This is a genomic window from Leifsonia williamsii, assembly GCF_030433685.1.
Lineage (GTDB): Bacteria > Actinomycetota > Actinomycetes > Actinomycetales > Microbacteriaceae > Leifsonia > Leifsonia williamsii.
This window is the reverse complement of the sequence record NZ_JAROCF010000001.1, coordinates 2537328-2561111: the sequence shown is the minus strand read 5'-3', so window position 1 is coordinate 2561111 and position 23784 is coordinate 2537328. Positions and strand designations below refer to the sequence as shown.

The following is a 23784-nucleotide window of genomic DNA, read 5'->3' as shown; positions in this document are numbered from 1 at the left end:
GACGTCGAAGCTCAGCTGACGTCGAACCACTGGTCACCGATCTCCACCCGGGTCCCACGCGTCACACGGTAGCGGCGGCCCGCCTCGCACAGGCGGGCCACGCCACCGAGCGGGTGGGCGACGGTGCCGTTGCCGGAGTAGCGGTCGCAGATCCACAGCTCGCCCGCCTCGACGCCGAACTCCAGGTGGGTCTTCGAGACGCTCCGGGCCGGGTCGGAGATGGCGACGAGCTGGTCGACCCTCTCCCCCGGCTGCGTGATCGGCCGGCGGCCGACGAGGCCGGAGCCCACGACCTCCACCGACTCCCCGGTCGAGAAGCTCAGCGTGAACGGCCGGACGGCCGGTGCTGGCGGCGCCGCCTCGAGCGGCAGCACGATGGCCTCCGTCGGCGGCAGGCCGTCCTCGTCGAGGTCATCGGCAGCGGGGAACCGCCCCGCGACCGCGGGCGCAGGCGGGAGGTCGTCGACGGACGGCAGCCGCTCGGAGATGATCGACGTGTCGGAGGGGCGCGGGTCGGCGATCTCGGGCGGCCGCACCCGGGAGGCCGTGACCGAGCTCCCGCAGTTGCCGCAGAACAGGGTGCCTTCCGCCAGCTCAGCGCCGCACACCCGACAGTTCATCGCCTGACCTTCCTCTCCCGTGTTCCTCCACGGTAACCGAGCGAACGCAGGGAGACGGCAGCGAGCAGCCGCTTCCACCGCGTGTCGCGCTTCGCGAGCTGGGCGCGGAGGTCGTCGACGGCCTTCCAGACCGTGTCGGCCTCCTCGGGCGTCGGCGCGATCGGGCTGAACACGGCGCGGTCGGCGACCTTGGCGAGGGCGGAGGCGCGGGCGCCGCCGATCGTCTGGGCGAACTCCACCCGGGTGGCCGAGGGCGGAGGGTCGTAGCCGTGGTCCACCGCCGCGTCCGCGAACTCGCGCCAGCCCCCGACGATGCGCTCGGAGGCGGTGCGGGCGGAGCGGCGCAGCGACCGCCGCCTCCACTTGGCCGCGATGACGGCGAGGAACGGCGAGACGAGCACGCACAGCACCAGCAGCGTCCAGCCGACGGCCGTGAGGATGCCGAGCAGCGTCTCCAGCGCCGGGTTCGGCGGCTTCTGGTCGGCGCTGTCGACCTGCGACTGCGGTGGCTCGTCCTTGCGCTGCGGGTTCTCGTCGATCGGGGGCTGCACGTTCGTCTGCGGCCGGGAGATCTGGGTCGGCTGCTCCGGCTGCTTCGGCGGCACGGGCCGCTCGGGAGGGGTCGGGTCGACGGTGACCCAGCCGGTGGTCGTCTGCACCTCGATCCAGGCGGAGATGTCGGAGCCGACGAACGTGACTGGGCCGTTCACCGCCACGTCGCCCGGCGCCACGAAACCCACGACGACGCGCGCAGGGAAGCCGAGCTGCCGCGCCATCAGCGCGGCCGTGACCGCGTACTGCTCCTGGTCGCCCAGCATCGGCACGTCCGTCAACAGCTCGGTGATGCGGTCGGCGCCGTGGCCGGAGCGGCTGGCGGGCTCGTCGGGCCCGACGCCGTGGCTGATGTAGCCGTCGGCCGCCAGCCCCTTCAGCGCCGCGGCGAGCCGGGCGCCCGGCGCGGTGATGCCCGCGGTGTACTTCTGCAGGGTCGACTGCAGCTCGTCCGGCACGACCGACGGGCGCGGGACGGCGGCGGAGCCCGGCTGGACGCGCTCGAGCTGGGAGGCGGTCAGCTGCGGCTTCACCACCGAGTCGGCGGTGTAGATGTCGCCGTCGGAGAGATCCGTGGTCACCGCTCCGGTCCCCGTGACGTCGTTGTAGTAGAAGGCGTCGTCGAGCGCGGCGCCCCCGGATCCGAGGAACGACAGCTGCTCCAGCTGCCCCGACCCCGGCACCCACGGGCCGCGGTAGCCGCGGATCGTGACCGTGAGCTCCGTCTTCGTGCCGCGCACCTCCGACTGGTCGAGCCGGTACGGCAGCCGGGTGAACGAGCCGGAGGCGCTCGTCACGTCGCCGCTGCCGACCGAGTACGTCACGCCGTCGTACGTGTCCAGGGTCGCGATCCGCAGCCTCCTGTCGCCGGTCAGGCCCGTGACGCTGAGCATCGGCCGGTCGGACACCGGCTCCTGCAGGTAGCGGCGGAACCCGCTCAGCGGGCTCGGGTGGTCGCGCGGGTCGAACGGCTGCTCGACGGCCGTGCGGACGACCTGTCTGTCACCGGGAGGCGGAGCGAGCGCTGCCGCCGCGATGCCGACCGCCCCGGCGCCGAGCATCATGACGGTGGCGCCCGCTGCCGTCAGCAGCACCGTCGAGCGCCGCTCGCGGGCCGTCTCCACGCGGATGCCGCTCTGCTCGCGGAGCGCGCGGATGGCGGCGGAGCGCCGGCGCAGGCGGAAGCGGATCAGCCAGACCACCAGCACCGCGCCGAGCACGAGCACGAGGGCGATCGGCACGGGTGCCACTGCCGAGCCGAACAGCACGCCGGTCACGAGCAGTACGACGGGGACGATCGCCGCGAGCTCCGGCCGCTTCGACCGCACCGCCGTCGAGACCGCGACGACCGTGGCCAGGAGGGTCAGCAGGAAGGCGGGCACCAGCAGCGCCTGGTACGAGCCGACCGGCACGGTGATGGTGACGAGCTGCTTCCAGCTCAGCCAGGTCGCCTGCACGAGTGTCACGAAGCCGTCCGCGGTGGGCAGGAGGCCGCCGGCCGCGGCCAGGCTCGGCACGGCGAGCTGCACGCCGGCCGCGAGGAAGACCAGCACGAACAGTCCCGCGACCACGATGCTCGGCCAGCGGAACAGCGCCGCGGCAACGGCGACGGCCGCGCCGAGGACGAGCGCCCCCGCGAGCATGATGATGAACTCCGGCGACTGGTACACCGGCCAGAACGACCAGCCTGCGAGGCCGACGGCGAGGAGGGCGAAACCGATGTCGACCGCGGCGGCGCGCAGCCGGGCGAAGCGGCTCATGTCGCGAGCCGTTTCGCCAGGCTCCGCTGGAGGTCCTCCAGGTAGCCGATGGTCAGCACGCTCAGGTCGGCGACCCGCCGAAGCGATGGCACGGCATTCTCGTCGCACACGATCGCGACGACGTCGACGCCGAGCGGGAAGTGCGAGGCGGCCGCACGCAGCTGGGCCGGCGTCGACGTCGAGCCGCACACCAGGAAGGCGATGGAGATGCCGGCCGCGTCCTCCGCCGCCACCTGTGCCAGCTCGGGCAGTCGCAGAGCCGCGGTGGCACGCTCCACGCCGGAGAGGTCGTCGAGCAGGGAGCCCCGGTTGACGGTGCGCAGCCGGCGCGAGCTGAACACCATCCGCTTGGCGAACTCGGGCGTCTCGGCGCTCGCGACCACCGACACGGTGCGCGCGTCGAGCATCGCGCGGACGCCGAGCGACCCGGCGACGCTCACGGCGATCTCGAACTCCTCGTCCGTCGCGTAGTCGGCCTCGGACAGGCTGAGCGCGACGAGCAGGTGACTGCGGCGCGTCTCCTCGAACTGGCGCACCATGTAGCTGCCGGTCTTCGCCGTGCTCTTCCAGTGGATGTAGCGCCGCTCGTCCCCAGGCTGGTACTCGCGAAGGGCGTGGAAGGCGATGTCGCTGGAGGTGAGGTCGCGGGTCGGCGCCCCCTCCAGGTCGCGCACGAACCCCGTGCTCATGCTCGGGATCGCGATGATGCGGGGGTGCACGAACAGATCGAGCGACTCCGCCCACACCACCTCGCGCCGCAGCAGCCCGATCGGATCGGCGCGCACGGTGCGCACGGGGCCGATCGGCACGATGCCGCGGCGCTGCGTCGGCACGACGAAGACGTCGGCGTGCTCCTCCCCCGCGCCCAGCGACGGCGCGGCGAACTCGGCGAGGCCGTGGCCGACCGGGACCTCGACGCGCACGCCGGGAAGGCGGCGGCGCAGCGGGTTGCGGACCGCCACGCCGCCCGGGGCGCGGTCGCCGACGACGACCCGGTTGGCGGGGAGGGACAGCCGCACGTTGTACGCGAGGCGGCCGGCGAGGTAACCCGACGCGATGATCAGCAGCGCGAGGGCCGCCCAGCCGAGCACCACCGCCTCCACCCAGCCGAAGACGTACCCGGCGACGAGCGCGAGGACCGTGAGGAGCGCCATGGCCCAGCCCAGCGGCGTGACGACGCCGCTCACCCGGCGCGCCACGCGCGCGACCGCATGGCCGACCACCGCGCTCGTCCGGACGGTCCAGACGATCGCGTCGGCGAGGACGCCTTCGCGCTCGCCGACGATGCGGGCCCGCGCGTTGGTGAGCTCCGCCTGCGTCCGGGTGACCGTGGTCACACGGCGGCCCGATCGCTCGGCGGCGGCACCTCGATCAGCAGCTGGCCCACGATGCTCGAGGCGGTGACGCCCTCGAACTCCGCCTCGGGGTCGAGCACCAGTCGGTGGGCGAGCACCGGCTCGGCCAGCGCTTTCACGTCGTCGGGGGTCACGTAGTAACGGCCGGAGGCGGCGGCGAGCGTCTTCGCCGCACGGACCAGGGCGAGCGCCCCGCGGACGCTGACGCCCAGGCGGATCTCGTCGGCGTCGCGGCTGGCCTCCACGAGCCGCGAGACGTAGTCGTTGATCGTCGGGTCGACGTGAGCGCCGCGCGCCATCGTCGCCATCTCGACGACCGTCGCCGCCGAGACGACCTCCGGCACCACGACCTCGTGCGCCCGGCGCTCCGCGCCTTCGAGGATGCGCAGCGTCGCCTCGTGGTCGGGGTAGCCGATCGACGCCTTCATGAGGAACCGGTCGAGCTGCGCCTCCGGCAGCCGGTAGGTGCCGGCCTGCTCGATCGGGTTCTGCGTGGCGATCACCATGAACGGCGCGCCCACCGGATGGCGCACGCCGTCGACGGTCACCTGCTGCTCCTCCATCACCTCCAGCAGCGCCGACTGCGTTTTCGGGCTCGCCCGGTTGATCTCGTCGGCGAGCACGATGTTGGCGAAGATCGGGCCGCGGTGGAACTCGAAGGCGCCGGTCCGCTGGTCGTAGATGTTGACCCCGGTGATGTCGCCGGGCAGCAGGTCGGGCGTGAACTGCACCCGGTTGGTGGTGCCGCGCACGCTCTCGGCGATGGCCCGGGCGAGGGAGGTCTTGCCGGTGCCCGGGTAGTCCTCGAGCAGCAGGTGGCCCTCGCTCAGCATCGCGGTCAGCGCGAGCCGGATGACGTGGGTCTTGCCCAGCAGGACGCGGTCGATGTTCTGCACCAGGCGGTCGAACACGCCCGAGAACCAGCTGGCCTGCTCGGGGGTCATCGTCATGCTGCGGCTCCTCGGAGTCGGTCGGGTGCGGAATGCGGGTGGGTTCGGTCGGGGCGTTGCGGTCGGGAGGCTCGGGTTCCCCCTCCGACAGTATGGCGGGCCATCATCCCGCCATGCCGGAAGCGGGATATGTCTGCGTGTACTCGTCGCCGTCCACCATCACGCGCACCTGCAGCTCCGGGCTGAGCACGTCCTCCGGAGCGACGCAGGACGCCGTCTGGCCGACGGCCGGCATCGGTGCGGTCGTCACGCCGCCGTCGCAGCTGTAGGTGACACTGCTGTAGCCCGAACCGGTCGGCCACGACGTCCACGTGAAGGTGCGCGTGGCGGGGTCGTACCGCGTGCCGCCGATCTCCGTGCTCACCGCCACGCCGAGCTTCTGGGTGAAGCCGGGAGTCGAGCACAGCTGCGACCCGTCGGGATACGTCTCACAGATCCTGTCGATGCGGATCTGCAGGGGCACGCCGTAGTGGGAGCCGTTCTGGCCGGACGCCAGGCCGCTCGTCGTGTTGTTGAAGCGCCCTGGCTCGGTGGAGCCGTCCGGCAGGACCAGCGAGTAGTCGATGACCGGCCTGTTCCCGCTGCCGTGCCGGTAGTTGACGTCGACCTGGAAGTCGTAGGTGCTCTCGCCGTTTCGCTGCGCCGGGGTCGTGACGACCACGCCGGTCACCCCGCCCGGCGCCTGCCGCACCGTCGCGGTGCTGACGGAGCTGCGCGTGCAGCCCTGCCCGTTGTACGCGTACACCGCGAAGCCGTAGGTCTGGTTCGGCTGGAGACCCGAGAACTGGACCTGCCCGCCCTGGACCTGCTTGAACGAGCCGGAGAGCGGGTCGTGGCGCAGCACCGGGGCGCCGTCCTCCACCCCGGTCACGGTGCAGTTGGGGATCGCCCCGCCCTGGAACACCGCGGCGAAGTAGTCGGTGACCGGCTTGCCGTTGTCGCTGAAGACCCCCGACCAGCTGAGCGTGGCCGTGGTCCCGTCCTGCTCGCTCGGCGTCGCGACCGGGGCCACGCCCGTCGTGAGCGGCGCGCCGGCGGGGACGCCGCTCCCCTGGGTCTGGTTCCATGTCGTGCGGCCCTGGTAGAAGCCGTTCCGCGACGAGACCGCGAAGCCGATGGAGGCGCCGTTCGCAATGCCCGCGTCGGAGATCGACAGCGAGTAGGGTGTGCCGACCGGGTCCGCTCCGGATACCTGCAGCGAGTTGGTCACGCCGCCCAGGGTCACCCAGTACGAGGTGATCGCGCTGGCGCCGGGGGCCTCGGCCGGCTTGGTCCAGGTGATGCGCAGCCCGTGATCGAGCGGCGTGGAGCCGACGGCCGCCGGCGCGTTCGGCACGACGTCCGACCACACCGGCTCGGCGTAGGAGGTCGGGTCGGAGGCGCCGAGCGCGTTCTTCGCGCGCACCGTGAGCGTCACCGCGTTCTCCGGGCCGTTGCCCGGCGTCTGGATCGTGCACGTGGTCGTCGAGCACTCGGTCGTCGACAGCACCGCGCCGGAGGCCGCGGAGGCCATGGTCACGTCGAACCCGGTGATCGGCGAGTTGTTGAAGGCGCCCGGCACCCAGCTCAGCGCGAGGCTGCGGTCGCCGATCGCACCGATCTGGACGTTCGAGACCGGAGCCGGCCGGTCCTGCACGGACACCACGACGGTGCCCCAGGTGTAGCGGTCGGCGTCGCCGGTCGCGTCGGCGACCTCGTACTGCAGCGTGGCGTCGGCAGGCGCCGCGGTCGGCGACACCGTGATCGACAGCGTGGCGTTGTCCGCGCTCGGCGTGACGCTCACGCCGTCGGGCAGGCCCCCGCTGGCCGCGCGGACCGCGACCACGCGCAGCGGCTTGCCCGGGAACGGGTTGGTGGCCTGGTCGTTGGCCAGCACGTCGACGGTGCTCGTCTTGCCGCGCGGAGCGATCACCCGATCCGACTGCGGGCTCGGGAGCGGCCGGGTGGACGGCACCACGTTCACGTCGATCCGCCCGGCCTGACCGGGGTTGACCGCATCCTTCACACCGATCGCGATCGACGGTCGGGCCCCCTTCGCGGTGCCGGCGGCGACGGTGACGGTGAGCTTCTGCCCGTTGAGGGCGAGCGTGACGCCCTGCGGACGCGGCTCCTGGATGCTGTACTGCAGCTCGTCCTGGTCCTGCGCGTATGGGTAACGGGTCAGCTTCGCCAGGTCGACGGTCTTGGACTGCCCCGGCTCGAAGTCGATCAGCGCGCCGGTGAACACGGGCGGCTGGTTCTCGCGCGCCGTGACGTCGATGGGCAGCACGATGGTCGCGACGTTGCCCTTGGGATCGTTGGCGCTCGTGCCGTCGGTCACCTGGAACGAGATGGAGGCGGGGCCGAAGTAGCGCGCCGACGACGTGTACTGCAGGGTGTCGCTGTTCACCACGAGGTCGCCGCCGTCGGCGTGCGTCGCGCGCACGGTCGCCGCATCCGTCAGGCGCACCTTCCGGCCGCCGACCGCGACGATGTAGTCGTTGAGGTGGATGGTCAGCGTCTTCTCGCTGACGACGGTCAGCGCCGGCGCTCCGCGCTTCAGCTGCGGCAGAGCGTCGTCGTACCCGGGGACGCGCACGAAGCCGTACGCCACGATCGACTCGTCCTCGGGGTTGGCGACCCGGAACGGGATGATCTGGCTGTCCGCCGCGATCGCCACGCGCACGCGTTTGTCGGCCGTCACCTTGGCGCCCGAGCCGTACCCCTGCACCAGCGACAGCTTCAGCGAAGACACCGCGCCGTCGGCGAAGAAGACGTTCGCCAGCACGTTGACGTCGACATGCTCCTTGCCGAGGATGTCCGACAGCCCGAGCGTCGTGTCGTCGACCACCGGCCGCGCGGGCGGCGCGTTCTTGCTGACCGTCACGCGGAGGAACGCCTGGCTCGTCCCTCCCCGCGCGTTCTGGATGCTGTAGAGGAATCCGTAGGTGCCCTCGGCCTCGGGGGTGCTCACCTGCACCAGATCGCCGATGACCTTCGCCTTCGCCGTGCCCTCGAGCGGCGTCACCCCGCTCACCGTGAGCGGGCTGCCGTCGGGGTCGCTGTCGTTGGCGAGCACCTGCACGCTGAGCTTCTTGCCGGGGCGGGCCGTCACGTCGTCCTCGACGGCGACGGGGTTGCGCGCGCCCTCGACGTGCGGCGCGATGCCCACGCGGACCGTGCCGGTGGCCCGCGCGCCCAGGGCGTCGACCACCGCGTACGAGAAGGTGTCGGTCCCTGCCGCGTAGTCCCCCGCCTGGAAGTCCATCCAGTCCGGACCCGACGCGACGACGGCGCCCTTCTGCGGGTTGGTCTCCTGACCGATGAACTGGACGGAGTCCCCGTCGGGGTCGATCCCGGACAGCGGCACGGTGACGCGTACGACGTCGCCGGCCAGCACCCGGGCGGTCACCGTCTTCGGCACCGGCGGGTTGTTGGTGGCCGCGTCGCGCTCGCGCACCGCGATGGTGACCTCGGCGGTGGCCCACTGGCCGTCCTCGCCGTTCACCCGGTACGCGGCGGTGTAGTTGCCCGGCTTCGAGGGGGCGAGGTAGCGCAGCTGGTCGCCGCTCGCGAACAGCAGTCCCGCTCCGGCCGGCAGCGGCGTCGCGAGCGTCGGGTCGAGCGTCAGCTCGTCGCCGTCGGGCTGCACGTCGTTGGCCAGCACCGGGATGTCGACCACGTCGTCCACGCGCACCGCGATCGCGTCCGGCGCCGCAATGGGCGGCTGGTGCACGGCGAGGGGCGGGAGCTGCACGATCGTGACCGTGCCGATCGTGTCGGCCAGCCCGTTGCTGAGCCGGTAGTGGAAGTCGACGGGGCCGGCGAGCGGCCGGCCGAGGGTGACGCGGAGGGTGCGCTGCTGCAGCGCCTGCACCGACACGCCCGACGACGCGTCGGGCGGCGTCACGCCTGTGACGAGCAGAACACCGCCGGACGGGTCGATGTCGGTCGAGAGCACGTCCACGTCCTGGCTGGACTGCTCGCGGATGAAGGCCGTGTGCGGCACCGCGATCGGGGCGGTCTTCGCCCCTGGGGGCGCCTTCACCTCCACGCGCACGAGTCCGGTGGCCGTCACCACGCCGTCGGTGACCGAGTACTCGATGTTGTGGGTCCCCGGCTGGTCGGACTCGAACCGGAACGTGCCGCCCTGGTAGTCCGGCGTGAGCGTGGCGTCGGCCTTGGTCGGGACCGTGCTCAGCCGCACGGTGCCGTTGCCGCCGCGCACGTGGTCGAGCGGGCGGACCGTGACCTCCTGCCCCTCGTACGCCTGCACGGCGAACGGGTCGGCGATGATCGGCACCTGGCCGGGCGGCCGCACCGTCACCGCGAGCAGGCCCGTCCCCTCGGCCAGTCCGTCGGAGAGCACGAGGGACACGTCCTTGACGGAGCCGCCGTCGCCGTGGTCCGAGTAGGCGACCTGGCCCTGCGGCGTGAAGGTGACGAGATCGGGCGCGGGGATGCTCGCTCCGGCCAGGTAGAACGAGTCGCCGTCCGGGTCGTAGCAGTCGCCGAGCACGGCGGTGGTGACGCGGCCGCCGGTCTGCACGACGGCCTTCGCGTTGCGCACGCACACCGGGGGCGCGTTCTCGCCGGGCGCCCGCACGGTCACCGTGACGTGCGCCGTCGCGGTCCCGCCGCGGCCGTCCGAGATGGTGTAGTCGAAGTCGATGGTGCCGGTCGCCGTCTCCGGCAGCGAGATCTGCAGCTGCTGGTCGGCGTTCGTCAGCTCGATCGTGCCCTGCTCCTCCGGCACGGCGGTGAACGAGTCGATCGTCAGCACGTCGCCGTTGGCGTCGTAGTCGTTGAGCAGCACCGGCAGCGGAGTGACGCGACCCGGCCGGGCGCCGAACGCGTCGTCGACGGCGACGGGAGGCTCCTCCTGCTTCTCGTACTGCGGAGCGCTGTCGGTCTTCGACTGGTCGACGAGCTCCTGCGTGGTCTTCTTCGAGACCAGCTCGTCCCAGTTGTCGATGCGGGTGTTGCCGCTCTGCACGGCCCACGAGACGCCGGACCGCGCGTCGTTGAGCACGGCCCGCTGGCGGTTGACGCGGAACGCGAGCTGCGCCCCGCCCGGCACCTTCTCGAGCGTGCTCTGCGCCCCCTTGCCATCGCCGCCGCACGAGCTCCACACCGCGCCGCCCGTCCAGGCCGCGTACGTGCAGCCCGCGACCGTGACCGGTGCTGCGGGAGCCCCGGAGGCTCCCGTCACCGGGCGGCTCGGGTCCGAGCCGTCGAGCGGAACCCGCACGAGACCCGTGCTCGCCGCGAGCCAGACGGCCGAGCCGGTCGCCGCCGGCTGCTGCAGCACGATGTCGGAGGCGCCCTCCAGCTGGCGGCCGAGGCTCACGGTGCGTCCGTCGAGCCACAGCGTCCGCTCGGCCGGGTCGAAGACCGCCCAGTGCCCCGCGACGGAGGTGATGGCGACATCCTCCCCCTCTCCCGTCGTCGGCACCTTGTGGGTCGTGGTCGCCGGGTCGGGACCGGTGAGGTCGATGCGCACCACCGAGCGCGTTCCCGGCTGGTAGGCGAACAGCACGCCGGACGGGTCGAGCGCCGCGACAGCCCGACCGCCGAGGTCGATCGTCGCCGCAGACCCGGAGTTGTACTGGTCGAGCTGGTCCATCGTGGTGAGCCAGAGCTGGCCCGTCGTCTGCGACAGGAGGGCGACGTGATCGCCGGCGACCGCGACCTGCGGCGACCGCGGCGGCAGTGCGACGGACTTGCCCGCCTCCGCCGTCGCGGGGTCGACGGCGGCGACCGTGCTGGCCTCCCGGTCGAGCAGGAGCACGTTCTCGCCGTCCTGCACGACGTCCAGCGCCTCCCCGGTGCCGGCGACGACGGAGTTGAGCTTCTCAATCTCGGTGTTGGCGCGGCCGAGCGACTTCTTGGCGTCGCTGGCGACCCAGACCGCGGCGTCGTCGAGCATCATGTGCTGGGCGCTGTAGCCGCCGGAGACGACGGCCAGCGTCGCGACCAGCGCGGCGACCACCGTCCCGGAGACCGCGGTCGCGGCGACGGACTTGTGCCCGGCGACCCACGACCACGCCGCGCCCAGCCTGCTCACGGGCCGTCCGTCCGCTCGACGCACTTCTGGCCGCTCGGGTCACCCGTGCGGCCGGAGCGGTTGACGGTCACGGTGACGCACACGGTCTGCCCCGGCTTCGCGTCCACCCGGAACTCCGTGGAGCGCTGGCTGCTCGGCGGGGCGTCGTCGACGGCGACCTGATAGGTGTCCTCGTCCTGGAGGCCGGGGTCGCTCCAGGTGAACACGATCGTGCTCCCGGCGACCCGGCCGCTGAGGTCGCGGACGGCGGGGATGTCGCCCGCCTGACCGGCCCTGACGAGCACGACGCCCGCGATGACGGCCAGGACCACGACGAGCGCCGCGCACGCGATCAGCGACACCACGAGAGCGCGCGGCGTGCGGGCCGGCGCGCTGGGTCGCGTGCTGGGCGCGCTCCCGCTCTCGCGCACGATCGTGCGGGTGGGCGCGCGGGTCGGCCCGCGAGCGCCCGACGACGCCTCGACGGGAGCGCGTCGCCGTCGGCGCCGCGACGAGCCGGGGTCGACGGCGACGACGCCGCGCACGCGGGTCCTGTCCTCGGGGTCGTCGGCGGTCGCCAGCGCCCAGTCGTCCATCGCGACCTCGATCGGCGTCTGCGGCAGTCCGAGCTCGACCTCGACCGACTGCAGCTCCCTGATCAGCTCCAGCGCGCTGCGCTGCCGTTGCGACGGCTTGCGCGACATGGCCCGCAGCAGCACCTGCTCCAAGCGCGGCGGCACGTCGGCCCGGCCGATCGGCAGCGGGCGGCCCTTCGTGATCCGGTGGATGAGCTCCGCCGACGTGTTCTCCTTGCCGGGCACCTCGAACGGCGAGCGGCCCGCCAGCAGCGAGTACAGCGTCGCACCGAGCGACCAGACCTCGCTCGCGATGGTGCCGCTGGTCTCGTCGAGCAGCACCTCCGGGGCGGACCACGGGATGCTGAGCCCGATGGCCTCGGTGACGTCGGCCTCGCTGAGCGTGGCGGCGATGCCGAAGTCGCTGAGCACGGGGTGTCCGTAAGCCGTGGTGAGGATGTTCGACGGCTTGATGTCGCGGTGCAGCACGCCGGCGCGGTGGGCCGTCTCGACCGCGCTCGCGATGCGCACCCCGACGCTCAGCGCGTCGGCGACGGCCAGCGGCTCGGAGCGGTAGCGCTGCCCGATCGCGGAGGAGCACAGCTCCATGACGAGATACGGCCGGCCGTCGGCGGAGACGCTGGCCTGGTACACCGTGAGGATCGACGGATGCGTGCTCAGCTGCGCCATCAGGTTGGCCTCGGCCTGGAACATCTGCTTGACCTGGCTGGTCACCACCTCGGCGAGCATGACCTTGACCGCGACCTGGCGTCGCGGCATGTTCTGCTCATACAGGAAGACGTCGGCGAAGCCGCCCGAACCGAGCACCCGGACGTACGAGAAGCCGGGGAGGTTCGGCGGCTGTGACGGCAGGCGCCGGGCCACGTTGCTCCTCCCGGTCGTCGCGGACGGCATCCGCTGCTGTGGAAACGGTCTGACAATTGTAGGCAGCGGCACCTCGCCCCTCGGCTGCCCAGACCTGGTCTGGGGACAACCGAATCACCCCCAACTCGGGGGTCATCGCACCGGGACCGAGGGGCCCTGTGGAGAGTTCCGGCGGCTCTAGTGCCGCCGCGCGGCCCGCCGCGGCGTGCCCTCGCGGTGCGCCCCGGACTCGGGCGTCGCGAGCACATCCACCACGACGACGGTCACGTTGTCGCGGCCGCCGTTGCCGAGCGCGGCGTCCATGAGCTGCTGCGCCGCGTCCGCCGGCGAGGCGCCCTCGGCGAGGAAGTAGCGGATGCCGTGCTCGGTCAGCTCCTTCGTGAGCCCGTCCGAGCACACCAGCAGCCGGGAGCCGGCCACGATCGGCAGCAGGAAGTAGTCGGGCACCGGGTCCTCGTTGAACCCGACGGCACGCGTGATGACGTTGCTGTGCGGGTGCACCTCGGCCTCCGCCGGCGTGATCGCGCCCGCATCAAGCAGCTCCTGCACGATCGAGTGGTCGAGCGTCAGCTGCTCCAGGGTGCCGTCGCGGTAGCTGTACACGCGGGAGTCGCCGATGTTGAACACGAGCCAGTACGGGGCTCCGTCCGCCAGCGTCAGGGCGATACCGGTCACGGTGGTGCCCGTCCCGAGGTCGGTGTGGCCGACGCCGCGGCCCATGTCGTCGACGGCGGCGCGCAATGCTCCGGTCAGCGCCCCCTGGTCGACGAAGTCGGTCGACACCTGCTCGGCGAGCCGGGTGACGACCGCCGTGCTGGCGAAGTCGCCCGCGGTGTGGCCGCCCATGCCGTCGGCGACGGCGAAGATGGGCGAGCGGGCGAGCAGGCTGTCCTCGTTGACGCTGCGTCGATACCCCTTGTCGCTGAGCGCGGCCCAGGCGAGGCTGATGCGCGCGTCCTGCGTCCCGGGGACGGTGACGGTGTGGCGCCTGTTGCTGCGACCGATCTGGGTCACGGGCGTCCTTCTTCTCGGCGGTCTTCCCGCATCGGCGGCCGGTCCGTCCCCCACAGCCCGGCCGAGGCGGCGGTGATCTCGATGATATTACCGTCGCCGATGGAGATCGTGGTCCCGGCGAGCACGGCGACCGACTCCCCCGGGCGCAGCCGGGTCGTGTGCCCGGCCGGCGAGACGACGACGGTGCCGTTGGTGGAGCGCAGGTCGGTCACGACGACCGCCTCGCCCTCCTGCTCGATGCGGACGTGCGTGCCAGAGACCTCCTGGGTCGGCGAGTCGACCGCGACGAGGCGCGGCTCCGCGCCGGTGTCGAGCCGGAGCGGGGCCGGCCTCCTGCCGACGAGCACCGGCGTGTCGAGCACGATCACCGGCGCGGAACCGATCCGCAGCGCGAACGAGGGAGGGGCAGGAGGCAGCACGACGGGCTCGGTGGGCGGGAAGGCGTCCTGCGGACCGGGCACGCCGCCGGGTCGCGGCGCGGGCGGCGGGACGACTGCGCGTGCGGGCGGAGTGGCGGTGGGAGGCGCCGCGATGTCGACCGCCCCCGGCAGCTCGTGCGCGACCGGCCGCGCCTCACCGGCGCCGGGGTTCTCGCCTGCGCCGCCGACGTGGCCGAACACGCTGGAGCTGCGCGCGCGCTGGCGCAGCACGGTCTCCTCGGCCGCCGGGCCGGAACCGGCAGGAGCCTCGGCAGAGGCGCGCGGCACGCGCTCGATCGGCGCCACGCTCCAGGCGAGCAGCTCGCCGTCCACGACGCCGAGCCCGAGCGGCAGCGAGCCGATGGTGAGCGCGGCGACCGGCCCCGTGGCGTGATCGTCGCCGCCGACGACGAGACCGGTCACGTTGCGGAACTCGGCGAGCACCCACGGCTGGACGCCGCCGGCGGAGAACCGTCGCGAGCCTCCGACCGAGAACACGTCGACGGCCGCCGAACCGCGCACGACAGCCGTGACGACACGCTCCCCGCGGTCGTTGGCGGCGCCGAGCTCGGCCACCGCGAACGAACGGACGCTGTCCGGACCGGAGAGCGGGAAGGCGCCGACGACGGACTCGATCGTCGCCAGCTCCGACTCGGCGAGCCACCAGACGGCATCGACGATCTGGTCGGAGACGGTGCTCTCGACCGCGGCCACGAAGCGGCGCCCGGCGATCAGCAGCCAGCGCGCCGGGCCGCCGGTGGGCGCGTAGCGGGCGTAGCCGCCGGGACGCGCCGGGCGCGCCGAGGGGGTGGAGCTGCCGGCGGTCACCCGGTCGAGTGTAGTCGCGCGCCGCCGTGCGACACGGTCCCACGCCCTCCATCCGCTCAGCGTTGCGCACAGCCGCCTGCGGATTCCGTCAGCCGATCGGCCGAGAATGTGCGGAATCGCTTGCAGGACCGCATGCCCACTGACACAATCGCTCCATGAGCACCCCTCGTACGGCGAACGGCGCGAAGGCGCCGCAGATCGACGACGTGTCGAAGGCGATCATCGAGCAGCTGCAGGTCGACGGCCGCCGCTCGTACGCCGAGATCGGCAAGGCCGTCGGTCTCAGCGAGGCGGCGGTCCGGCAGCGGGTCCAGAAGCTGACCGAGTCCGGTGTGATGCAGATCGTGGCGGTGACCGACCCGATGCAGCTCGGGTTCTACCGCCAGGCGATGATCGGGGTCCGCGTCAGCGGGGACACCCGGGTCGTCGCCGACCGGCTGGCGGCGATGCCGGCGGTGGACTACGTGGTGCTCACGGCCGGCACCTTCGACATCCTCGCCGAGGTCGTCTGCGAGAACGATCTCGACCTCATCCACATGCTCAATTCGGAGATCCGGACCCTCGACGGCGTGCTGTCCACCGAGACGTTCGTCTATCTCAAACTCCACAAGCAGTTCTACAACTGGGGAACGCGATAACTCATGACGACAACCGTAGAAACCTTCGGCGAGCCCATCACCTCCGGCGACGCCGCCCTCCAGGCCAAGGCGAAGGACCACCTCTGGATGCACTTCGCCCGGCAGTCGGTGATGGAGGAGGGCCACGGCGTCCCCATCATCACCAAGGGCCAAGGCCACCACATCTGGGACAGCCAGGGCAAGCGCTACATCGACGGCCTCTCCGGCCTCTTCGTCGTCGCCGCCGGGCACGGCCGCAAGCGGCTCGCGGAGGTCGCGGCCAAGCAGGCGGAGGAGCTCGCCTTCTTCCCGATCTGGTCGTACGCGCACCCGAACGCGATCGAGCTGGCCGACCGGCTCGCCGAGTACGCGCCGGGCGACCTCAACCGCGTCTTCTTCTCCACCGGCGGCGGCGAGGCCGTCGAGACCGCCTTCAAGCTGGCCAAGTACTACTGGAAGCTGCAGGGCCGGCCCACCAAGCACAAGGTGCTCTCCCGCGCCGTCGCCTACCACGGCACCCCGCAGGGCGCGCTGGCGATCACGGGCATCCCCGCCATGAAGGAGATGTTCGAGCCGCTCACCCCGGGCGGGTTCCGCGTGCCGAACACGAACTTCTACCGCGCGGCCGAGATGGGCGCCCCGGCGGACGACCTCGAGGCGTTCGGCGTCTGGGCGGCCAACCGCATCGAGGAGATGATCCTGTTCGAGGGGCCGGAGACGGTCGCCGCGATCTTCCTCGAGCCGGTGCAGAACTCGGGCGGCTGCTTCCCGCCGCCTCCCGGCTACTTCCAGCGGGTGCGCGAGATCTGCGACAAGTACGACGTACTCATGGTCAGCGACGAGGTCATCTGCGCCTTCGGCCGCATCGGCCACATGTTCGCCTGCGACGAGTACGGCTACGTGCCCGACATGATCACCTGCGCGAAGGCGATGACCTCCGGCTACTCCCCCATCGGCGCGACGATCATCAGCGACCGGATCTACGAGCCGTTCAAGCACGGTTCGACGTCCTTCTACCACGGCTACACCTTCGGCGGCCACCCGGTGTCGGCCGCGGTGGCGCTGGAGAACCTGAACATCTTCGAGGAGGAGAAGCTCAACGAGCGCGTGCGCGAGAACTCGCCGCTGTTCCGGGCCGAGCTCGAGAAGCTGCTCGACCTGCCGATCGTGGGCGACGTGCGCGGCGACGGCTACTTCTTCGGCATCGAGCTGGTGAAGGACAAGGGCACCCGCGAGACGTTCAACGACGACGAGTCGGAGCGCCTGCTGCGCGGCTTCCTGTCCAAGGCGCTGTTCGACGCGGGCCTGTACTGCCGCGCCGACGACCGCGGCGACCCCGTCGTTCAGCTCGCGCCGCCGCTCACCATCGGGCCGGACGAGTTCGTGGAGATCCGGCAGATCCTGGAGTCGGTGCTCACCGAGGCGACGAACCACCTGTAACGGATGGACTACCGGGGCACCAGCTTCTGGTTCGACTCGATCGCCGCAGCGTCGGGTGCCGCAGCGTCGGGTGCAGGGGCGGAGGACGGATATCGTCCCCGCCCCGGCCTCGACTCCGACGCGACGGTCGACGTCGCGATCGTGGGCGCAGGCCTCACCGGCCTGTGGACCGCGTACTACCTGCAGCAGCACGACCCCGGGTTGCGCATCCTGCTGCTGGAGAAGGAGGTCGCCGGGTTCGGTGCCTCCGGGCGCAACGGCGGCTGGTGCTCCGCCCTGTTCCCCTGGTCGGCGTCCCGGCTGGAGGCGCGCTACGGCTTCGACGCGGCGGTCGCCCAGCGCCGCGCGATGGTCGACACCGTGCACGAGGTCGGCCGCGTCGTCGCCGCCGAGGACATCGACTGCGACTACGCGCTCGGCGGCACGGTGACGTTCGCGCGGGGCGCGGCGCAGCTGGCCGCCGCACGCGCCGAGTACGAGGAGTCGGAACGCTTCGGTGTCGACCGCGTCGCGCTCTGGGGCACCCCGCGGGTGCGGTCGCGGTTCGGCGTGCCCGACGCCGTCGCGGCGACCTTCACACCGGACTGCGCCCGCGTGCACCCCGGCAAGCTCGTCCGCGGCCTCGCCCGCGTGGTGGAGGCCCGGGGCGTCACGATCGCCGAGCAGACGGAGGTCGTCGGCTGGCGCGACGGGGTCGTCCATGCCCGATCCGGCGGGGTCGACCGCCGCGTCACCGCGGGCACGGTCGTCAACGCCACGGAGGGCTTCGGATCGCAGCTGCCGCAGGTCGGCCGGCGCATCCTCCCGCTCTACTCGCTCATGATCGCGACCGAGCCGCTGCCCGCCGCCGTCTGGGACCGCATCGGGATCGCGCACGGCCAGACCTTCACCGACTTCCGCAACCTCATCGTCTACGGTCAGCGGACCGCGGACGACCGCATCGCGTTCGGCGGCCGCGGCGCGCGGTACCACCTGGGCAGCGCCGTCGACCCCGCGTACGACCGCTCGCGGCGGGTGCGCGACCACCTCGTCCGCACGCTGTTCGACCTGCTGCCGGATGCCGCAGGCGCGCGCATCACCCACCACTGGGGAGGGCCGCTGGGCGTCCCGCGCGACTGGCACGCGAGCGTCGGTTACGACAGGGAGGCGCAGGAGGCGTGGGCGGGCGGCTACGTCGGCGACGGCCTGAGCACGACCAACCTCGCCGGGCGCACGCTGGCCGACCTGCTCACCGGACGGGAGACCGCGCTCACCGCCCTGCCCTGGGTCGGCCACCGCTCGCGCCCCTGGGAGCCCGAGCCGCTGCGCTTCGCGGGCGCGAACGCGGGCCTCGCCGCGATGGAGGCCGCCGACGTGGAGGAGAGCCTCACCGGCCGCCCCTCCGTTCTCGCGCGCGTCGTCGCCCCCCTCATCGGCCACTGACCATCCGCCGAGTACGCGCGAAGTACACGAAAAACCGCCGAGTACGCGGAGAATCCGCGTACTCGGCGGTTTGCCGAGGGTGGAGCGATCAGGCCTGGTTCAGGACCGCCTGCAGCTCGAGGGTGATGGTCACCTCGTCGCCGAGCAGCATGCCGCCGGTCTCGAGGGCCGCGTTGTAGGTGAGGCCGAAGTCCTCGCGGTTGATCTTGGTCTTGGCGGTCGCGCCGGCCTTGTAGTTGCCGTACGGGTCCTGGCCGAAGCCGCCGAAGTCGAACTCGAACGTGACGGGCTTGGTCACGCCCTTGATGGTGAGGTCTCCGTCGACGAGGAACTCGCCGCCCTCGTGGCGCACGCCGGTCGACACGAAGTCGATCGTCGGGTGCTCCTCGGCGAGGAAGAAGTCGCCGGTGCGCAGGTGCGCGTCGCGGTTCTTGTCCTTGGTGTTGATGGAGGCGACGTCGGCCTTGGCGCTGACCTTCGAGTCGAGCGGGTTCTCGGCGGTGACGAAGGTGGCGTCGAAGTTCTCGAACACGCCCTTCACCTTGCTGATCATGAGGTGGCGGATGCTGAAGCCGACCTCGCTGTGGGCGGGGTCGATGGTCCAGGTGCCGGCCTTGTAACCGGGGATGTCGATGGTCATTCGCTGTCTCCTTGTGGATCGGTCCGTCGCGGGGGCGGCACGCGCCGCACAGGTACATGCAAGCGCATAGGTCCAGATCCTATTCCGGAATGGCGAGAAAAAGTTGACGTGTCACTCTTTTACGGTGAGCGACCGGCGCAGTTCCAGTACCCGCAGCGCGCTCGCGTCCACCTGCGCGGCCGGGATGCGGCCCTGCTGCACCGCCGCCACGACGGGGTCGATCAGCGCGGCCGGGTCCGCGCCGGCCGGCAGCACGTCGAGCACCACGTCGTTGCCCGCCGCGATCGCCCGCACGGCGTTCTCGCCCGCGTTCCGGTACTCCGGCAGCCCGGTGTCCTCCAGCATGCGGAGGTCGTCGGTGATGGCGACCCCATCGAAGCCGAGCTCCTCGCGCAGGATGCGGTGCCAGGCGGGTGAGAGCGACGCGGGCGCCGCATCCACCCCGCTGTAGACCAGGTGCCCGAACATGACCAGCTCGGCCCCGGCCCCCACCCCGGCGCGGAACGGCGCGGCGTCGCGCGCTGCCCAGTCGTCGTGCCCGAGCGGTGCGGTGGGCACGGTCAGGTGCGAGTCGGCGTCGGTCTCGCCGTGGCCGGGGAAGTGCTTGAGCGTGCTCGCCACGGCGCCCCGCTCCCCCGCGACCGCTGCCGCAACGCGTGCGGCCGCCGAACCGGGATCGCCGCCCAGCACGCGGCTCGCGATGAAGGAGGACGGATCGGCGGTCACGTCCGCGACGATCCCGAAGTTCACGTTCACGCCGCCCTGCGCGAGCAGCGCCGCGCGCTGGCGGAACGCCGCGGTCGCGGCGGCCGGGTCCTGGCCGCGGAGCGTGTCCGCACCGGGCAGCGCATCCCACGGCAGGCGGGTGACGTCACCGCCCTCCTCGTCGATCGCGATGAGGGGCAGGAGGTCGGGATCGCTCGCGCCCATCGCCGCCGTCTGCGCCGCGAGGGCCTCCGGCGTCGGCGGGACGTTGTCGCCCATCAGGATCATGCCGCCCAGCCCGTGCGCGGAGGCGTACGCGCCGAGCGCGGCGCCGTCGGTGCCCGGCTGGTGGAGGACGAACAGGCTCGCGACCTTCTGCTGCAGGGTCATGCGGGCGAGCCGCGCCTTCGCGAACGCCGTGACCGGGTCGGTCGTCGGCGTGGGCGTCGGCGTCGCGGTCGCCGTGTGCCGAGCGCCCGCCGACCCCGTCGGGGCCGCCGCCCCGGCACCGCTGCACCCGGCCAGCACCGCGACGAGGCCGGCGGCGACGACGGCGCTCGCCCAGCGGCGCATGCCGGGGCGACGCGGACGCGTACCGGAGGTGCGGGGGCGGGAGGGCATCCCTCGATGCTAGCCCGCGCCCCTCCCTCAACCCTTGACGGCGCCTCCGAGTCCGGCGCTGCGCAGGAACAGCCCCTGGAAGACCAGGAACAGCGCGATCGGGATCAGTGTGGAGATCGCGAGCGCGGCCAGGTACACGTCGAGCTGGATGGCGGCCTGGAGGGTCGGCAGCCGCACCGACAGCGGCTGCAGGTCGGGGTCGCGCAGCACGAGCAGCGGCCACAGGTAGTCCTTCCAGGCCGCGATCACCGCGAACACCGACACCACGCCGAGGATCGGCTTCGACATCGGCAGCACGATCGACCAGAACAGCCGGAACGGACCCGCCCCGTCGGTCCGCGCCGCCTCGAAGATCTCGCGCGGCAGGTTGTCGAAGAACCGTTTGACCAGCACCACGTTGAACGCGCTCGCCCCGGCCGGCAGCCACACCGCCCAGAAGGTGTTGATGAGCGACTGCCCGAGCAGCGGCGGCTGCAGGATGGTGAGGTACAGCGGCACGAGCAGCACCACCGCCGGCACGAACAGCGTCGTGAGGATGAGCCCGTACAGCACGGCTCCGTACCGCGGCCGGAGCACGCTCAGCGCATAGCCGGCGGTCGTCGCGACGACGATCTGCACCGCCCACGAGCCGGCCGCGACCCAGATCGTGTTGACGAACTGCACGTCGATGTGGACCGTCGACCACGCCTCCGACAGGTTCGCCCAGTCGACCCCGTTCGGGAACAGCGCCATCGGCGTCCGGAGGGTGTCCTCGGTCGGTGTGATCGCCGCCTTGGCCAGCCAGAGCAGCGGGCCCAGCCCGACGACGATCAGCAGGGCCAGCAGCGCGCCGTGCACGGCCCGGGTGGTCCAGCGGATGCCGGGACGGCGCCGCTCGGAGACCGACAGGATGCCGCGGCCACCGTCGTCGTCCTGCCGCGCCCGCCGCCACGGTCCGCGCAGCCCGCGCCGCGGCGGCCCGGGCGGTTCCGGCACGGCACCGGGTTCGACCACGTCCGCGACGACCGTGCGGACCTCGGGCGGCAGCTGGGTGGAGGTGCTCAACTCTGGCTCCAGGACTTGGTGAGGCGGAAGTAGACGAGGGAGAGGACGGCGAGGAACGCGGCGAGGATCAGGCTGAGCGCCGTCGCCGCTCCGTAGTCGCCGCCCAGGGAGTTCTGGAACGCGTACCGGTAGATCAGCAGCAGGATCGTCACGGTCGAGTCGACCGGGCCTCCCCCGGTGAACAGGAACGGCTCGAGGAACACCTGCGCCGTCCCGATGATCTGCAGGATGAGCGTGATCAGCAGCACGCTCCGCAGTTGCGGGAGGGTGACGTGCCAGATCTTGCGCCAGATCCCGGCGCCGTCGACCTCCGCCGCGTCGTACAGCTCGGGAGCGACCCCGGTGATCGCCGCCAGGTAGATGATGATCGTGCCGCCCGCGGCCGCCCAGGTCGCCTCGACCACGAGCGACGGCATCGCCTGGGCCGCATCCTGGATCCACGGCTGCGGCGGGATGCCCACCCAGCCGAGGATCGTGTTGAAGACGCCGGTCGGCCGTGCGTCGTAGAAGAACTTCCACAGCAGCACCGCCACCACCGGCGGCACGACCACCGGGAGGTAGGCGAGCGCGCTGTAGAGCCCCTTCGCCCGCTTCACCTCGCTCATGAGCACCGCGGCGACGAGCGGCACCGGGTAGCCGAGGATCAACGCGAGGAGGGCGAACCAGGCGGTGTTGCCGACCGCCGTCCAGAACAGCGGATCGTTCACCACCTGCACGAAGTTGTCCCAGCCGACCCAGGTCGGCGGCGACACCAGGTTGGTGTGCTGGAAGCTCATCACCACGCTGCGCAGGATGGGCCACCACGAGAACACGCCGAAGATCAGGAGCATCGGCAGCAGGAAGACGAGCGTGCTGAGGCCGCCGCCGCGCAGCCAGGTGAGGGGGCTGCGGCGGCGGCGGACCTGCGCACGCGGTCGGTCGATCGCGGTCATGACGGCTTTCAGTCGGCGTCGACGAGCTTCTGGATGTCGGTGTCGACCTTCGTCAGCAGCGCGTCGATGTCCGCGTTCTTGTCGGTCAGCACCGCCTGCACGACCGAGTCGAGCGCGCCGTACAGCTCCTGCGTGTGCTTGTTCGGCTCCGGCACGAGGTTCGCGTCGAAGATCGGGCCGGTGAACGGTGCGACGTTCTCGAGCGGGATGTTGACCTCGCCCTTGATCCACTCCATGTTCTGGTCGTAGGTCGCCTTGTCGAACACGGGCAGCGTCGGCACGCCGACCGGCTGGTCGGACTTCGCCAGCACCTTCGCGTCGGCGACGGCCTGATCCTGGTCGAGCAGCTTCTGCATGTAGTAGAAGTCGATCCACTTCACCGCGGCCTCCTTCTGCTTCTGCGACGACTTCGGGCTGACCGCCGCGACGTTGCCGCCGACCAGCACGCCGGCGTCCGCGTCGTCCGCCACCGGGAGCATCGTCAGCCCGTAGTTCGCCGGGTCGACGTTGTTCTGCTGCACGAGGGAGGTCAGCACGTCCGATCCCGACGGGTACATCGCGACCTGCCCGGCGCCGAACGCCTGGTTGATGCCGCTCCAGTCGAGCAGGAAGTTGCTGCCGGCCGCGTTGTCCTCCCACCGCACGTCATGGAGCCACTGCAGCGCCTCCTTCGTCACCGGGTTGTTCGTGGTGACGGTGGTCTTGTCGCCGTCCGTGGTCTCCATGCGGCCGCCGCGGGCGTACACGGTGGTGGTCAGCTCCCACCCGCCGGTGTTGCCCTGGGTCATCTGCATGTAGCCCGCGACGCCCGGCACCTTCTCCGAGATGGTCTTCGCGTACTGCCGCACCTCGTCCCATGTGGTCGGCGGCTTGTCGGGGTCGAGCCCGGCCTGCTGGAACAGCTGCCGGTTGTACGACAGGCCCATGGCGTACGGACCGTACGGGATGCCATAGATCTTGTCGCCGTCCTTCGCCACCGCGAGCACGTTCTCGTTGAACTTGTCGGCGTACGGCAGCTTCTCGACCTCGGCCGTGATGTCGGCGAGCTGGCCCGCCTGCAGCAGCGACTGGGAGTCGGTGAACGGCACGTTGAAGACGTCGGGGAGGGTGCCGCCCGCGAGCTGCGTCGCGAACGTCGGCCCCGTCCACTGGTACTCCTCGGCCGTGATGTCGATGTCGGGGTTCGCCTTCTCGAACTCCTTCACCCGGTCGTCGAAGGCGGTGAAGGCCGCCTTGTCGCTGCCCGGGATCAGGCTCGCGACCGTGATGCGCACCTTTCCGTCGCCGGAGTCCTGGCCGGAGGACGAGCATCCGGCCAGGAGCCCCGCTCCGGCGATCGCGACCGCCGCCACCGCGGCGACCGTGTGTCGTGACTTCATC

At 71.9% G+C, this 23784-nt stretch carries 16 protein-coding genes; 3 read left to right on the top strand and 13 right to left on the bottom strand.

Annotation, left to right across the window (positions count from 1 at the left end; genetic code table 11):
* Positions 1-11: 11 nt before the first annotated feature.
* The 8 genes from P5G50_RS12075 to P5G50_RS12040 all read right to left on the bottom strand — a co-directional run bounded on the left by P5G50_RS12075 (position 12) and on the right by P5G50_RS12040 (position 14983).
* A complete protein-coding gene (locus P5G50_RS12075; protein ID WP_301208654.1) occupies positions 12-620 on the bottom strand; it encodes a zinc ribbon domain-containing protein in 609 nt (202 codons plus the stop codon).
* Positions 617-2932 (bottom strand): transglutaminase TgpA family protein, encoded by a 2316-nt coding sequence (locus P5G50_RS12070; RefSeq protein ID WP_301208656.1) that lies wholly within the window; start codon positions 2930-2932, stop codon positions 617-619. The genes P5G50_RS12075 and P5G50_RS12070 overlap by 4 nt, the downstream gene beginning before the upstream one ends.
* Positions 2929-4269, bottom strand: coding sequence for a DUF58 domain-containing protein (locus P5G50_RS12065; protein ID WP_301208658.1), 1341 nt, complete (start codon positions 4267-4269; stop codon positions 2929-2931). The genes P5G50_RS12070 and P5G50_RS12065 overlap by 4 nt, the downstream gene beginning before the upstream one ends.
* Positions 4266-5237, bottom strand: a complete 972-nt coding sequence (locus P5G50_RS12060; RefSeq protein WP_301208660.1) for an AAA family ATPase — start codon at positions 5235-5237, stop codon at positions 4266-4268. Before P5G50_RS12060 ends, P5G50_RS12065 begins: the two co-directional genes overlap by 4 nt.
* Before the next feature lie 103 nt (positions 5238-5340).
* Positions 5341-11283 (bottom strand): Ig-like domain-containing protein, encoded by a 5943-nt coding sequence (locus P5G50_RS12055; protein ID WP_301208662.1) that lies wholly within the window; start codon positions 11281-11283, stop codon positions 5341-5343.
* Positions 11280-12722, bottom strand: coding sequence for a serine/threonine-protein kinase (locus P5G50_RS12050; RefSeq protein WP_301208664.1), 1443 nt, complete (start codon positions 12720-12722; stop codon positions 11280-11282). The genes P5G50_RS12055 and P5G50_RS12050 overlap by 4 nt, the downstream gene beginning before the upstream one ends.
* A gap of 177 nt (positions 12723-12899) precedes the next feature.
* Positions 12900-13736 carry a PP2C family protein-serine/threonine phosphatase gene (locus tag P5G50_RS12045; RefSeq protein ID WP_301208666.1) on the bottom strand — a complete coding sequence of 279 codons (837 nt, stop codon included), beginning with the start codon at positions 13734-13736 and terminating at the stop codon, positions 12900-12902.
* Positions 13733-14983 carry an FHA domain-containing protein gene (locus P5G50_RS12040; protein WP_301208668.1) on the bottom strand — a complete coding sequence of 417 codons (1251 nt, stop codon included), beginning with the start codon at positions 14981-14983 and terminating at the stop codon, positions 13733-13735. The genes P5G50_RS12045 and P5G50_RS12040 overlap by 4 nt, the downstream gene beginning before the upstream one ends.
* Positions 14984-15138: 155 nt before the next feature.
* On the opposite strand from P5G50_RS12040, the gene P5G50_RS12035 reads away from it, so the two are divergent.
* The 3 genes from P5G50_RS12035 to P5G50_RS12025 are packed head-to-tail and all read left to right on the top strand — an operon-like array spanning position 15139 to position 18462.
* A complete protein-coding gene (locus P5G50_RS12035; RefSeq protein ID WP_301208670.1) occupies positions 15139-15621 on the top strand; it encodes an Lrp/AsnC family transcriptional regulator in 483 nt (160 codons plus the stop codon).
* Positions 15622-15624: 3 nt separating this feature from the next.
* On the top strand, positions 15625-17040 hold the full coding sequence (locus P5G50_RS12030) for an aspartate aminotransferase family protein (protein WP_301208672.1): 1416 nt from the start codon (positions 15625-15627) through the stop codon (positions 17038-17040).
* A gap of 3 nt (positions 17041-17043) precedes the next feature.
* Positions 17044-18462, top strand: coding sequence for an NAD(P)/FAD-dependent oxidoreductase (locus tag P5G50_RS12025; RefSeq protein ID WP_301208674.1), 1419 nt, complete (start codon positions 17044-17046; stop codon positions 18460-18462).
* Between the two features lie 88 nt (positions 18463-18550).
* On the opposite strand, the gene P5G50_RS12020 is transcribed toward P5G50_RS12025, so the two are convergent.
* From P5G50_RS12020 to P5G50_RS12000, 5 genes are all read right to left on the bottom strand, one after another.
* Positions 18551-19102: a YceI family protein gene (locus P5G50_RS12020; RefSeq protein ID WP_301208676.1), complete on the bottom strand. Its 552-nt coding sequence runs from the start codon at positions 19100-19102 to the stop codon at positions 18551-18553.
* A gap of 111 nt (positions 19103-19213) precedes the next feature.
* A complete protein-coding gene (locus P5G50_RS12015; RefSeq protein ID WP_301208678.1) occupies positions 19214-20428 on the bottom strand; it encodes a glycoside hydrolase family 3 N-terminal domain-containing protein in 1215 nt (404 codons plus the stop codon).
* A 27-nt stretch (positions 20429-20455) separates the two neighbouring features.
* On the bottom strand, positions 20456-21370 hold the full coding sequence (locus P5G50_RS12010) for a carbohydrate ABC transporter permease (protein ID WP_301209419.1): 915 nt from the start codon (positions 21368-21370) through the stop codon (positions 20456-20458).
* A 98-nt stretch (positions 21371-21468) separates the two neighbouring features.
* Complete coding sequence (locus P5G50_RS12005; protein ID WP_301208680.1) at positions 21469-22404, bottom strand: carbohydrate ABC transporter permease; 936 nt, start codon at positions 22402-22404, stop codon at positions 21469-21471.
* A gap of 8 nt (positions 22405-22412) precedes the next feature.
* A complete protein-coding gene (locus P5G50_RS12000; RefSeq protein ID WP_301208682.1) occupies positions 22413-23783 on the bottom strand; it encodes an ABC transporter substrate-binding protein in 1371 nt (456 codons plus the stop codon).
* Between the last annotated feature and the right edge of the window lies 1 nt (position 23784).

Bases quoted from the DNA above. Each gene is read 5' to 3' on its own strand.
- P5G50_RS12075 (WP_301208654.1), bottom strand. From the start codon at position 620: ATGAACTGTCGGGTGTGCGGCGCTGAGCTGGCGGAAGGCACCCTGTTC.
- P5G50_RS12025 (WP_301208674.1), top strand. From the start codon at position 17,044: ATGGACTACCGGGGCACCAGCTTCTGGTTCGACTCGATCGCCGCAGCG.
- P5G50_RS12070 (WP_301208656.1), bottom strand. From the start codon at position 2,932: ATGAGCCGCTTCGCCCGGCTGCGCGCCGCCGCGGTCGACATCGGTTTC.
- P5G50_RS12015 (WP_301208678.1), bottom strand. From the start codon at position 20,428: ATGCCCTCCCGCCCCCGCACCTCCGGTACGCGTCCGCGTCGCCCCGGC.
- P5G50_RS12030 (WP_301208672.1), top strand. From the start codon at position 15,625: ATGACGACAACCGTAGAAACCTTCGGCGAGCCCATCACCTCCGGCGAC.
- P5G50_RS12060 (WP_301208660.1), bottom strand. From the start codon at position 5,237: ATGACGATGACCCCCGAGCAGGCCAGCTGGTTCTCGGGCGTGTTCGAC.
- P5G50_RS12035 (WP_301208670.1), top strand. From the start codon at position 15,139: ATGAGCACCCCTCGTACGGCGAACGGCGCGAAGGCGCCGCAGATCGAC.
- P5G50_RS12000 (WP_301208682.1), bottom strand. From the start codon at position 23,783: ATGAAGTCACGACACACGGTCGCCGCGGTGGCGGCGGTCGCGATCGCC.
- P5G50_RS12020 (WP_301208676.1), bottom strand. From the start codon at position 19,102: ATGACCATCGACATCCCCGGTTACAAGGCCGGCACCTGGACCATCGAC.
- P5G50_RS12005 (WP_301208680.1), bottom strand. From the start codon at position 22,404: ATGACCGCGATCGACCGACCGCGTGCGCAGGTCCGCCGCCGCCGCAGC.